This is a genomic window from Tardiphaga robiniae (assembly GCF_001618955.1).
Classification (GTDB): domain Bacteria; phylum Pseudomonadota; class Alphaproteobacteria; order Rhizobiales; family Xanthobacteraceae; genus Tardiphaga; species Tardiphaga robiniae_A.
Genome location: NZ_LVYV01000001.1, coordinates 1023335 through 1036215, shown reverse-complemented (window position 1 = coordinate 1036215; position 12881 = coordinate 1023335). Strand labels below are relative to the sequence as shown.

Sequence of the window (12881 nt, the reverse complement as noted above, 5' to 3'; positions counted from 1 at the left end):
TTCCGATTCGTCACGCGAGAAGAATTACGAGAACAGGATAGTCGATAACCGCCTGCGACCGTCAACGGTGGCCTCGTCCGTCGGTCCCCAGGCGTCGAAGAACTGGATCAATTGCTTGCGGGCGCCGTCGTCATCCCATTTGCGGTCACGCTTGACGATTTCGAGCAGATGACCCGTAGCCTCACTGCGCTGGTTGGCGCCATTGAGCGCGATCGCAAGGTCGAAGCGGGCCTGATGGTCGAGCGGATTTGCCGCGACCTTCTGTTCCAGTTCGGTGACCGGACCGAGCGCACTGGCCTGTTCGACCAGATCGATCTTGGCCTGCACGGCCTTGACCGCGGCGTCCTCACGCTTGGCAGCGGGGACGAGTTCGAGGGTCTGCTTGGCCTGTTCGATGGCGCCGGTCTCGACGTAACAGCGGGCGAGGCCTGCGATGGCCGCGATGTTGCCGGCGTCGGCGGCGATCACCTCGCCGTAGATAGAAGCGGCGGTGGCCGGATCGCCTTCTGCGAGAATGGCTTCGGCTTCCTGCAGCAATTCGGCAGCCGTCGGCTCGGCGCCGGGCATGCCGGCAGTCAATTTATCGATGAACGCTGTGACCTGGCTCTCCGGAACCGCACCCATGAAGCCATCGGCCGGCTGGCCGTTGACGAAGGCGATCACGGCCGGGATCGACTGGATGCCCATCTGGCCGGGAATCTCCGGATTCTCGTCGATGTTCATCTTGACCAGCTTTACCTTGCCCTTGGCGGCGGTCACGGCTTTCTCGATGACAGGAGTCAACTGGCGGCACGGACCGCACCAGGGCGCCCAGAAGTCGATCAGGACCGGCTGGCGCTTGGATTCCTCAATGACGTCCTGCACGAAGGTGCGGGTGGTCGTGTCCTTGATGAGAGCGGTTGCTGCCTGCGGCGTCGAACCTGCCTGCGGCGCCTGTGCGCCGCCCTGATCCATGATGGTCACGTGAACCTCGCTCGATGTCTGAAAAATTTGGCTGCTTCTAGCATGGCCTGAGCGATTAAATGGCGTTCGTGACAGTAATTTGCAATCCGGTGAAATAGGTCCGGCAGGGACCGATTCGACCCGAGAGGTGACATTTGGCTGTTTTGACCCGTTTTCTGGGCAAAATCGGGTTTAAAGGGCCATAAACCGCGATTAACTCGCCGCGATCCGAGATGCAGTCTAACTGTTGCATTCGCCACCGGCATTTGGCATAGGTCTGCGCGTCGGCGGCGAGCAATCGCCGCCTGTCTTCTCGGATGCGGGTGTAGCTCAGTGGTAGAGCACGACCTTGCCAAGGTCGGGGTCGAGGGTTCGAATCCCTTCGCCCGCTCCAGAATTTTCCTGGTTTTTTGGCATCAGTTTTATCGATCACAGGCCGCCGTCAGGCGGCCTTGTCGGTTGTGATCCGCAGGCACGCAGATCCGCCCCGCATCGCTTGAAATCATCGGGCGTTGGGCAGACAATCCACTGGCGAAGCGGGTACGAGACTGACGATGCCGTCGACCACGGATTCCAACCTGGAAATTGCCAAGCGTGCCAATGACGAGGCGCGGGCGGATTTTGCGACCTGGCTGATGATGGCTAAGCTGAAAAGCCTCGACGCGCTGCCGCAGGAAGCCCAGACATTCTATGCCGGCTATCTCGCGCTGCTCGCACGTGGCAAGCAATCCGAGCCGGCCGCGGCCGAAGCCACCATCCAGACTGTCTACCGCAGCTATTATTCCCGCATGGGCGGCACCGGCACCGCGCCCATCATCAAGACGGCTTCGAGATCAAGACCAATGCCCGACGACAACAATAACAACGTCACGCCTTTCCGCCGGATCAAGCCCAACACGCCGCCGCCCCCGCGAGAAAAGAAGAAGCTGCCGGCAGCGCTGATCTTCATCGCGCTGATCGTGCTGGCCGTGGCCTGGCGCTATCTCAGCAAGGGCAGCCTTTAAAAAGCGTAGCAGTGATAGCGCGATGATGCGGTGCGGTGCGCCAATTGCATCAGGCCACTGAAACTAACTTTCAAAAATGGCTTTTCAGGATGTCGTCGTGATGGCGACGTCTTTCATTTGCGCGAGCGTTAGTTGCGCTTTTCACCTGTGACATTTGTGCTAGCATCTCACTGTCTGAGAAAATCACAGGCCAATAAAGTTCGTCTCGAACGTTTAATAAGACATAGCAGCCGCAATGAGCTGCACAGGGAGTGACGCGATGAAATCGATGACTGGTCGATCCGTTGTTGCGTGCGCCGCCATCCTCGCTACGGCGATCGGCATGGCCTCGCTCAATCAAGCGAGCGCACAGCAGAAGCTCAAGAGCTACAAATCCGATACCAAGGAATTCTGGACCAACCCACCGGACGACTGGTTCCTCGGCGACGAGACCGAAGCGCAAAAGGGCCTCGCGCCGCCGTCGGGTCCGCCGACCGGTGCGTCCGATGCCGAACTTGCAGCCATGATGAAGAAGATCAAGCTGCCTGCCGGGTTCAAGATCGAGGTCTATGCATCCGGCGTGCTGGCCGCGCGGCAGATGGCCTGGGGCGATAAAGGCACGCTCTTTGTCGGCTCGTTCGGCCTCGGCAACGTCTATGCGATCACCGACAAGGGCGGCAAGAAAGAGGTCAAGACCGTCCTCAAGGGCATGAAGATGCCGACCGGTCTCGCCTTCCAGGACGGTGCGCTCTATGTGATCGATATCAACAAGCTGATCAAATACGAGAACGCCGAGGCGAACCTCGACAAGCTCGGTGACGGCAAGGTGGTCTATGACGATATGCCGTCATTCGCGGCACATGGCTGGAAGTATCTCGCGCCGGACAAGGACGGCTGGTTCTACGTTCCGTTCGGACCTCCCTTCAACATCGGCATTCCGCCGACCAGCCTCTCGCAGATCCGCCGTGTCGATCCCAAGACCGGCAATGCCGAAATCGTCGCGCTCGGTGTTCGCAACTCGGTGGGTGGTGACGTCGATCCACGCACCGGAAAATACTGGTTCACCGAAAATGCCCGCGACTGGATCAGCGACGACATGCCGAGCGACAAGCTCAACATGATCTCGAAACTCGGCGAGCATTTTGGCTATCCGCATTGCCATCAGGGCAACATGCCGGATCCGAAATTTGCCATGGGGCACAAGTGCTCGGAATTCACGCCGCCGGTGTTGAATCTCGGCGCCCATGTCGCTCCATTGGGGATGAAATTCTATACCGGCAGCATGTTTCCCGCCGAGTACAAGAACAACATCTTCATTGCCGAACACGGCTCCTGGAATCGACACAAGTATCAGGGCGCACGCATCAAGCGTGTGATCGCCGGGCCGGACGGCAAGAACGCCAAGCAGGAGATCTTCGCCTCCGGCTGGATCGAGGGTGACCAGGGTTATCTCGGCCGTCCTGCCGATATCGTTCTCGCCAAGGATGGATCGCTGCTGATTGCCGACGATTGGGCAGGCGCGATCTACCGCATCAGCTACGCGAAGTAAGTCGCGAATTGCGTGAGGCTGGAGTTGCGTCATCTGCAACTCCAGCCTCATGTATTCTGGAATGGGAATGTGGCTCATGCATCGTTCTGCAATCGCGGCTGTTCTTGTCTTTCTCGTTCTTGGTTCTGGCTCCGGTCCGATCGATGCCGCCGATATCGCCGCCGGCAAGGAGAAGGCTGAGCTCTGCAGCGGCTGTCACGGCGAAAACGGCATCTCGCAAATGGAGAACGTCCCTTCGCTCGCCGCACAGCCGGATCTGTTTATCCAGTGGCAGCTGGTGTTCTTCCGCTCGGGCACGCGCAAGAACGAGCAGATGCAGCCGATCCTGGAGCAGATCGACAACAACGACATCCGCAATCTCGGCGCCTATTTCGCCTCGCTGAAACCGCCGGAGGGCAAGAAGCCCGATGACAATCCGGATCTGTCGGCCAAGGGCGCGCAGGCCGCCGCCGGCCGGCGCTGTGCGTCGTGTCACACGGAGAGTTATGCCGGCACCAAGGCGGTGTCACGGATCGCCGGACAGCGCGAGGACTATCTCGTCAAGGCGCTGCGTGATTACAAGTCCGGCGTCCGCGCCGGTGGCGGCATGGCCGCGATGGCCGAGGTTGCCTATTCGCTGAGTGAAGAAGAGATCACCGCGCTGGCGCATTATCTGGCGCATCTATGAGGGGAAGTCCGTAGCCCGGATGGCGATTGGCTTAATCCGGGCCACGTGGTGATCTTACGCGACCCGCTGATGCTCATACGCCTTGAGATGCGTGTAGATCATCCGCAGCCGTGGCACAGCGACCTTGGCGGCATCGGCGCGAGCGATGACATCGCCGACGATCTGGTCGGCCTCGATCTGCGCCTTGTTGAGGATGTCGCGATACATCGAGGCGGTCATCTTCGAACCTTCAGCCGTCAGCATGCCCTCGGTGCGTTCGAGAAAGGCTGCCCGCGGTGCGAAGCCGTTGGCCTTGGCGACGCCGCTCATCTCATCGCGCACGCCCAGGATGAAGTCCCGGCCGCCGGGGGCCGCCACGATATCGCCAACCGCGCCGCGCATCGCACTGGTCGAACCGGCAATCGTCGCCAGGAATACCCACTTCTCCCACATGTCCTGCATGATGTTGTCGGAGGGCGAGCCGCCGAAATTGCCGGTCGCCATGATCGCTGCAATCGCCTTCGTGCGGTCGGAGCTACCGCCCTTGCGCTCGCCGAAGCTCAGCAACTGCATCGGCGCCATCTGGACGACCTCGCGCGCCTCGTTGAGCGTCGCTGCGATCTGGCATTGGCCGCCCATGACATTCTCGGCGCCGAACTTCTTCTCCAGTACGTCGAGATGCTTCATGCCGTTGAGCAGCGGAATGATGGCCGTGTTCGGCCCAACCGCCGGTGCAAAGGACGCGATGGCATCGTCCAGGTCGAACGCCTTGCAGCTCAGCAGCACGACATCGAATTTCTCCTTGATCGTGTCGGCCTGCACCGTCGGCGGATTCTTCAGGGTCACGTCGCCATGCGGGCTCTTGATGACAAGGCCGGCGCTTGCCAGCTCACCGGCGCGCTTCGGGCGAACCAGGAAAGTGATGTCATTGCCGGCCTGCAACAGCCTGCCGCCGAAATAGCCGCCGATGGCACCGGCGCCGACCACGAGAATACGCATTGAGATGAGTCCATGTTGGATTGGAACGTGATGCTGTCAAACAGTAGCCCGTTATTGCGAGCGAAACGAAGTAATCCAGTTCCTTGTCGATGCAGGGCTGGATTGCTTCGCCGCAAGAGCTACCAGCAATGACGGCTGCGAGAAGGTGCTCGCTACCACTTCTCCCCGAACGGGCGAATCTCCAGTTCAAACGCCCAGGCGCTGCGCGGTTGGCTGTAGAGCTGCCAGTAAGATTCCGCGACCGACGCGGGCGGCATCAACAAATCGGGATTGTTCAGTGCCTCCTTGCCCCACATCTGCTCGCGGCGCTCGCGTACCCAGGCGGTATCGACGCCGGAATCGATGATCAGATGGGCGACATGGATGTTCTTCGGTCCGAGTTCGCGGGCCATCGCCTGTGCCACGGCGCGTAGCCCGAATTTAGCCGATGCAAACGCCGCGAAACCACTGCCGCCACGCAGACTCGCGGTCGCGCCGGTGAAGAAAATGTTGCCCTGGCCACGCGCTGTCATCAACCGGGCTGCTTCGCGCCCGGCCAGAAATCCGGAATAGCAGGCCATCTCCCAGACCTTGCGAAATACCCGTTCGGTCGTCTCCAGAATCGGGAAATTGACGTTGGCGCCGACATTGAAGATGCAGACTTCCAATGGTGCATGCGCATCCGCGTCATTGAGAAAGGTGGCGATTTCGTCTTCCTTGCGGGCATCCAGCGAGCGCGCCACGATCGTGCCACCCGTGGCCTCGATCTCCGCCACCAAAGGCGCGAGCTTGTCCCCGTTGCGACGGCCGGCGAACACTGTGAAACCTTCGGCGGCAAATTTCTTGGCGATCTCGGCGCCGATATAGTCCCCGGCGCCGATGACCGCGACAGTCGCGTTGCGCTTCTGCATGAAACTCTCCCGTTACTTGTTGGCGCCGATGATCAGTTCCTCGACCTCGCGCAGCTGTTCCTTGCCGAAGAACATCTCGTTGCCGACGAAAAAGGTCGGCGAACCGAAGGCGCCGCGCTCGACGGCGGTCTGCGTGTTCGCCACCAGCACTGCCTTCACCTCGGGCTCCTGTCCGCGTGCGAACAGTCTTGCGCCGTCGAGACCGGAGTCGGTGAGCGCCTTGATGGCAACTTCGGGGTCATCCATCTTCTTTGGCTCACCCCACATGTGATGGAATGCCGCCTCGACATATTTCTCGAACACGCCTTCAAGCTGTGCTGCGATAGCGACGCGCATCAGGTTCAGTGTGTTGACCGGAAAGAACGGGTTCATCGTGTAGGGCTTGACGCCAAAGCGCTTCACGAACCGCTCGGTCTCGATTTGATGAAACTCACGTTTGTTCTTGACGCCGGCATAGGTTTCCGCCGGCGAGCGATTATTGGTCGCCTTGAAGATGCCCCCCAGCAGGACCGGGACATATTCGAATGTCACGCCGGTGCGCACTGCGATCGCCGGGATCGCCAGATGGCTGAGATAGGCGTTGGGGCTGCCGAAATCGAACAGAAATTGTGGCGACGTCTTGGTCAAGGCGGTCTCCCGAATTTTATTGGGCGCAGTGTGGCGCAGCACGTGCGATGCGTCCACATCTTTTATGATGACCGTAATGCTATGGCTTGACGACGCACAGTGTTAGATCAGACGTTGTACGGTCCGTTTGCGCCACACCAGCATGTAATAGCTCATCTGCAGAACAAACATGGCGCAGAAGGTGATGGGGTAGGCGGCCCAGACGCCATCGAGACCGATAGTGCGGCTGAGGATGACGGCCGAGGGCACCTCGATGGCAACGATGGCGAAAACCAGAAGCGCCAATGGTGCGAATACCGTTCCGCTGGCACGCATCATTCCGGAGAATGTTGTGGCCATGCCGAACAGGACCGAACTCCACAGTACAATGTGAAGCGATCGTTGTGCGAGTTCGAGGACCGCGGGATCGACAATGAAAAAGCTCATGAGGGTGCGGGAGAACAGGTAGGCGATCGCCACCAGTCCGCCGGTCAGGACGAGGTTCATCAGCAATCCGGTGCGGACGATGGCGCCGAGCCGGTCGGCCTGGCCGCGGCCGATGGCCTGCGCGCCGAAGATCGAGGCCGTAATCGAGATCGAAATGGCCGGAAACTGTACATAGCTCAAAATCTGGTTGACCGCGCCATAAGCGGCGGTCGCGTTGGAGCCGAAGCCGTTGACGAGGCCGAGCAGCACAAGTTCGGCCACCGACATTACGGCCATGCCGATCGCAGAAGGGATACCGATCCGCAACACCTTGCGCAGCAGCGCGGGGTCAAGCCGTATTCTGCGCAGGAACTCTGCGTCGGGCGCGAGCGCGTGTTTCTTGCGGCGCAGGTACATGGCGAGCCAGAGCAGCGTGAACGCGCTCGACGCGGCCGCGGCGCAGGCGGCGCTGGCCACGCCAAGCCGCGGCAGGCCGAACCAGCCCTGGATCAGCGCCGGTGTGACGGTGAGGCCTATGAATGTGGATAGTGCCAGCGCCCATAGCGGCGTCACGGTGTCGCCGACGCCGCGCATCATCGATGTCATCAGAATGAAGATGAAGGTCGCCGGCATCGCCAGCATCATGATCCGGGCATAGGCGCTGGCCTGGTCGAGAACATCCGCCGGTGTCGCAAGCGCAACCATCATTGGTCGGCTCAACAGGCCGCCGAACACCGCGATGATGACCGCTAGCAGAAGGGCGACAGCGAGGGTCGTGCCGGCCACCGCCTTTACCTTGTGGCGCTCGCCCGCGCCCCAGGCCTGGCCAATCAGCACCGACGCGCCCGCTCCCAATCCCACGACGAAGGAGATGAAGAAAAACATTACCGGAAAGAACACCGATGCCGCCGCGAGCGCATCGACGCCGATCATCTGGCCGACATAGATGCTGTTGATGGTGCCGAACAGCGATTGCAGAATATTGCTCAGCATCATCGGTGCAAGGAAGGTGAGAAACGTCCTCCACAAAGGACGCGGCGTCATCGGCAAGGGCTCAGACATAGCGGGTTCTCGGTTGGCGCGAAGACATAACGGTACGTTTGCGCGCGTTGATGCGCACGGTGTTGTGGTGGTCGATGGGGCCGGGTGATCAGGCCGGTGGGGCGGCGGCCTGATCACGAAATGCGAGTATTACGATGTGATCGCGGATATCGACTGGCCAATTCGCGATGAGTTCGGTGAAGCGCTGTCGGTCGCCGGCAAACAGCGCGCGCGACGCTTCCTCGAAGCCCGGCCGATCGCCGGCCATGGTCGACATGAAGTGATAGGCCGCATCGCGCGCGGCGCGTTGACGATCTCTGTCGCCACTCGCGCGGCGGGCATTTTCTACCAGCTTGCGCAGCGCGACTGAGGCACCGCCCGGCTGTGCGCCGAGCCAATCCCAGTGTCGCGGCAATAGCGTTATCTCGCGGGCGACGACGCCGAGCTTCGGCCGGCCACGGCCACGGGGCTCAGCGGGCGCGTCGGTTTCCGGCTCGATGGTTGTTGGCTGAGGCAGACGGGCGACGACCTCGCGATGGCTGCCGCGCAAATCGATATCGAGGGACTTGCCGGTGGCATTGTCGAAAATGATGATCGGGTCGGCGATTGCGCCGGTCGCGATCTTGATTGCGATGGCCACCTCGGCCAACGGCCCGGAAGCAAGCAGCTTCGGGCCGGCAAAGGCGCTAAAGAGAGGAACAGTCATTTCAGTCATGGGAATCAGTCCGTCTCGTCATCAAGATGGACGCTAATTATACCCGGATAATATATCTGTCAATATTACCCGGGCGATATTTCGCCGTGCCACGCCCCGTAAAGGACCGCCATGCTCACCGTTCATCACCTGAATAACTCGCGCTCCCAGCGCGTGCTGTGGCTGCTTGAAGAGCTCGGCACTCCCTATGAGATCGTCAGATACAACCGGCAGCCCAACATGCTGGCGCCGCCGGAGCTGCGAGCGATTCATCCGCTCGGCAAGTCGCCGGTCATTACCGACAACGGCAACACGATCGCCGAGTCCGGTGCGATCGTCGAATATCTCGTCAAGACCTATGGCAATGGCCGGTTGATCCCGGCCGACAATACGCCGGAGCGTCTGCGCTTCACTTACTGGCTGCACTATGCCGAGGGATCGGCGATGCCGCCGCTGCTGTTGAAGCTCATCTTCATGATGCTGCCGAAGCGCGCGCCGCTGCTGATGCGTCCGGTGGTCAATGCCATCGCCGCGAAAGCGCTGAACACGCTGGCCGATCCGCAGCTCAAACAGCACATGGTCTTCTGGGAAGGCGAGCTGTCGAAGAGCGAATGGTTCGCCGGCAGCGAGTTCACTGCGGCCGACATCCAGATGAGCTTCCCGCTCGAAGCAGCGTCCGCGCGCGCAGGGCTGGAGCAAGGACATCCCAAGGCAATGGCGTGGCTCGCGAAGATCCATGCGCGGCCCGCCTATCAGCGTGCGCTGGAGAAGGGCGGGCCGTATTCGGTGGGGAAATAATTGAGCTTCAGTAGCCGGCTGCCTCGGCGCCGCGCGTCCGCGGATCGGGTGCGCCGAGCAAGCCGTCTGGCGTCACCACAATAGAATTGGCCGACGTCTGCCCCATCGGCTCGATCACCTTGTGGCCCATCGCACGCAGCGCGTTGAGAGCCTCTTCGCTGAAGCCGCGTTCGGTGCGGACTTCATCGGGCAGCCACTGGTGGTGGAGGCGCGGTGCGGCCACGGCTGACATCACGTCCATTCTGTAGTCGATCACATTGACGATCACCTGCAGCACCGTCGAGATAATGCGGCTACCGCCGGGGGAGCCCGTGACGAGCACCGGCTTGCCGTCCTTCAGCACGATGGTCGGCGACATCGATGACAGCGGCCGCTTGCCGGGGCCGGGCAAGTTGGCTTCGAAGCCGACCAGGCCGAAGGCATTCGAGGCGCCGGGTGCTGCGGTGAAATCGTCGAGCTCGTTATTCATCAACACGCCCGTACCGTCGGCGACGAGGCCGACGCCGTAGGGAAAGTTGAGCGTATAGGTATTGCTCACAACATTGCCGGCTGCATCGACCACGGAATAGTGGGTTGTATTCTGCCCTTCACGCGGCGGCACCGCAGAGAGCGCATCGGTCCATGGCGTCGCCTTGTCGAGATCGATCGAGGCGCGCTGTTTGGCGGCGTAGTCTTTCGATGTCAGTATCGCAATCGGCGCGTTGACGAATGCAGGATCGCCAAGATAGCGCGCGCGATCAGCATAAGCGCGTTTCATCGCCTCGATCAGCAGATGCAGCGACGGCGCCGAGCCTTGCCGCAAGGTTGCCACTGGAAAGCCTTCGAGAATGTTGAGTGTTTCCAGCAGCACCGTGCCGCCGGATGATGGCAGCGGCATCGAGACGATATCGTAGCCCCGATAGCTGCCGCGCACCGGCTGGCGGATCACCGGTTGATAGGCCTTTAGGTCTTCGATCGCGAAAATGCCGCCAGCCTTGTTGATGCCATCGACCAGCCTCTGCGCCACCGGGCCTTCGTAGAATCCGCGTGGCCCTTGCGCGGCGATTGCCGTCAGCGTCGCAGCAAGGTCGCTCTGGATCAGCGTATCGCCCGGTTGCAGCGCTGTGCCATCGGGGCGCGAGAAGATCTTGACCGATGATGGCCAGCGCGCGGTGCGTCGTTGCAGATCGGGCAGCGTGGCGGCGATATCGTCCGCCACGACGAAGCCGTCGCGCGCCAGCGCAATCGCGGGCTGCAACAGATCCGACAATGTGAACTTGCCCGAGCCATATTTTTCCAGCGCAAGTGACAGCCCTGCCACCGTGCCGGGGACGCCGATGCCCAATGCGGAGTCACGCGATTTCGCTATATCCGGCTTGCCGTCACTGCCGAGAAACATGTCACGGGTGGCAGCGGCCGGCGCGGTCTCGCGATAGTCGATAGTGATGTCCTCGCCGGCGGCGGTATGGATCACCATGAAGCCGCCGCCACCGATATTGCCGGCGCGCGGATAGGTGACGGCCATGGCGAAACCGCTCGCAACAGCCGCATCGATCGCATTGCCACCGCGCGCCATGACATCCGCACCGACCTTGGCGGAGATATTCTCTTGGGCGACGACCATGCCATGCTTGGCAGCGATGGGTTTGAGTGTGTCTGGCGGTGCGGGGGTATAGATGTCACGCGCCTGCTGCGCGTTTGTCGATGCCGGGACGACGAGTATAAATGCGAGTGCTGCGACGCACGTACAACGCAGGAAAGCAAACAGTGCCATCGATCACTCCGGCTGACAGCGGACATGATCGCATCGCCGTCTCGAATGCTATATGGCTTGTGAAACGTACGAGACAACACTCTGTGATTCGCGGGGGATACCACGCATGGCGGTCGCCGCCGCTTCATCAGCCTCTGTGACCGCCGCCCCAAAGACCTATCCACCGCGCTCTGCGGTGATCAGCTGGATGTTTTTCGATTGGGCGGCCCAGCCTTACTTCAGTCTCATCACAACCTTCATTTTCGCGCCTTATTTCGCCACGCGCGTGGCGTCCGATGCTGCCACCGGGCAATCTCTGTGGGGCTTCGCCACCGCCGCCGCCGGGCTGATCATCGCGCTGGCGTCGCCGATGCTTGGCGCGATTGCCGATGCGAGCGGTCGGCGTAAACCGTGGATCGCAGGCTTCGGCGCAATCTTCGTGATCGGCGCCTGTATCATGTGGATCGGCAAACCCGGCGATCCCGCGCTGATCTTGCCGCTGCTGATTGCCTACGGATTTGCGACGATCGGGGTGGAATTCGCCACCGTTTTCAATAATGCGATGATGCCGACGCTGGTGCCGCCGGATAAAATCGGTCGCCTGTCCGGCTCAGGCTGGGCGCTCGGCTATGTCGGAGGTATTCTCAGCCTGATCATCGTGCTCGGCTTCATGGCCGCGAATCCGACGACGGGACGCACGCTGTTCGGCCTGGTCCCGATCCTCGGCCTCGACCCCGCGACCTTCGAAGGCGATCGTATTTCAGCGCCGCTGTCGGGTCTGTGGTTCGTCGTCTTTGTGCTGCCGATGTTTCTGCTGACGCCGGATTTTCCTGCGAAGGTTTCGCCCGGTAACGCCGTGCGTGCAGGTTTGACCGGTCTCAGGCACACGCTAAGCGAATTGCCGAAGCATCGCTCGATGATGGCATTCCTGATTGCCAACATGATCTACACCGACGGGCTGGTGTCGCTGTTTGCTTTCGGGGGCATCTATGCGGCTGGCACTTTCGGCTGGAATACGATTCAGATAGGCACGTTCGGCATAGTGCTCGCGGTCGCCGGCACATTCGGTGCCTTCATGGGCGGCAAGCTCGACGATGCGTTCGGACCAAAGCGTGTGATCACCGGCAGCATCCTGCTGCTGCTGACCTCGATCATTGCGATCCTGCTGATTGATCGCGAAACCATCTTCTTCATCAAGGTCGCGCCGCCGGTGCCAGGCGGCGGCCTGTTCGCGGCGCCTGCGGAGAAGGCCTATCTCGCGCTGGGTTGCCTAATCGGCATGGCGGGCGGTCCGCTGCAGGCGGCATCGCGCACGCTGTTGATCCGGCTGGCGCCGCAAGATCGCATCGCGCAGTTCTTCGGCCTGTTCGCGCTGACAGGGAAGGTAACGTCCTTCATGGGGCCGCTATTGATCGGCCTCGTCACCGCAGTCACCGCCAGCCAGAAGGCCGGCATGGCGGTGCTGGTGCTGTTCTTTGTCGGAGGCCTCGGCCTGCTCGCACGAGTGCGGCAGTAGCTACCGGGCGATGACCGTGCGCTCTCTCGCCCCGCCCTTGCGGGGAGAGGTAAGAAAGA

At 61.2% G+C, this 12881-nt stretch carries 12 protein-coding genes and 1 tRNA gene; 6 read left to right on the top strand and 7 right to left on the bottom strand.

Features of this window, described 5'->3' with window-relative positions; genetic code table 11:
- Positions 1-24: 24 nt before the first annotated feature.
- Positions 25-963 carry a thioredoxin gene (gene trxA, locus A4A58_RS04840; protein WP_068730202.1) on the bottom strand — a complete coding sequence of 313 codons (939 nt, stop codon included), beginning with the start codon at positions 961-963 and terminating at the stop codon, positions 25-27.
- Positions 964-1261: 298 nt separating this feature from the next.
- Here trxA and A4A58_RS04835 point away from each other — a divergent pair.
- The 4 genes from A4A58_RS04835 (at position 1262) to A4A58_RS04820 (ending at position 4141) form a co-directional block, all read left to right on the top strand.
- Positions 1262-1336: transfer RNA gene (locus tag A4A58_RS04835), tRNA-Gly, on the top strand.
- A gap of 160 nt (positions 1337-1496) precedes the next feature.
- Positions 1497-1946 carry a hypothetical protein gene (locus tag A4A58_RS04830; RefSeq protein ID WP_068730201.1) on the top strand — a complete coding sequence of 150 codons (450 nt, stop codon included), beginning with the start codon at positions 1497-1499 and terminating at the stop codon, positions 1944-1946.
- A gap of 259 nt (positions 1947-2205) precedes the next feature.
- Positions 2206-3474, top strand: coding sequence for a PQQ-dependent sugar dehydrogenase (locus A4A58_RS04825; RefSeq protein WP_068730200.1), 1269 nt, complete (start codon positions 2206-2208; stop codon positions 3472-3474).
- A 76-nt stretch (positions 3475-3550) separates the two neighbouring features.
- The gene (locus A4A58_RS04820) at positions 3551-4141 is read left to right on the top strand and encodes a c-type cytochrome (RefSeq protein ID WP_068730470.1); all 591 of its coding nucleotides are present in this window, start codon (positions 3551-3553) and stop codon (positions 4139-4141) included.
- Between the two features lie 54 nt (positions 4142-4195).
- On the opposite strand, the gene panE is transcribed toward A4A58_RS04820, so the two are convergent.
- The 5 genes from panE to A4A58_RS04795 form a co-directional block, all read right to left on the bottom strand.
- Complete coding sequence (gene panE / locus A4A58_RS04815) at positions 4196-5119, bottom strand: 2-dehydropantoate 2-reductase (RefSeq protein ID WP_068730199.1); 924 nt, start codon at positions 5117-5119, stop codon at positions 4196-4198.
- A 152-nt stretch (positions 5120-5271) separates the two neighbouring features.
- Positions 5272-6009: an SDR family oxidoreductase gene (locus A4A58_RS04810; protein ID WP_068730198.1), complete on the bottom strand. Its 738-nt coding sequence runs from the start codon at positions 6007-6009 to the stop codon at positions 5272-5274.
- Positions 6010-6021: 12 nt separating this feature from the next.
- Positions 6022-6636 carry a 2-hydroxychromene-2-carboxylate isomerase gene (locus tag A4A58_RS04805; protein WP_068730469.1) on the bottom strand — a complete coding sequence of 205 codons (615 nt, stop codon included), beginning with the start codon at positions 6634-6636 and terminating at the stop codon, positions 6022-6024.
- A 102-nt stretch (positions 6637-6738) separates the two neighbouring features.
- Positions 6739-8103 (bottom strand): MATE family efflux transporter, encoded by a 1365-nt coding sequence (locus A4A58_RS04800; protein ID WP_244499663.1) that lies wholly within the window; start codon positions 8101-8103, stop codon positions 6739-6741.
- An 88-nt stretch (positions 8104-8191) separates the two neighbouring features.
- Positions 8192-8797, bottom strand: coding sequence for a DUF2239 family protein (locus A4A58_RS04795; protein ID WP_244499662.1), 606 nt, complete (start codon positions 8795-8797; stop codon positions 8192-8194).
- Between the two features lie 111 nt (positions 8798-8908).
- Here A4A58_RS04795 and A4A58_RS04790 point away from each other — a divergent pair, with 111 nt between their 5' ends.
- Positions 8909-9574, top strand: coding sequence for a glutathione S-transferase family protein (locus A4A58_RS04790; protein WP_068730197.1), 666 nt, complete (start codon positions 8909-8911; stop codon positions 9572-9574).
- Between the two features lie 7 nt (positions 9575-9581).
- On the opposite strand, the gene ggt is transcribed toward A4A58_RS04790, so the two are convergent.
- Positions 9582-11327: a gamma-glutamyltransferase gene (ggt, locus tag A4A58_RS04785; RefSeq protein ID WP_068730196.1), complete on the bottom strand. Its 1746-nt coding sequence runs from the start codon at positions 11325-11327 to the stop codon at positions 9582-9584.
- Between the two features lie 106 nt (positions 11328-11433).
- Here ggt and A4A58_RS04780 point away from each other — a divergent pair, with 106 nt between their 5' ends.
- Positions 11434-12822: an MFS transporter gene (locus A4A58_RS04780; protein ID WP_068730195.1), complete on the top strand. Its 1389-nt coding sequence runs from the start codon at positions 11434-11436 to the stop codon at positions 12820-12822.
- The last annotated feature ends 59 nt before the right edge of the window (positions 12823-12881 follow it).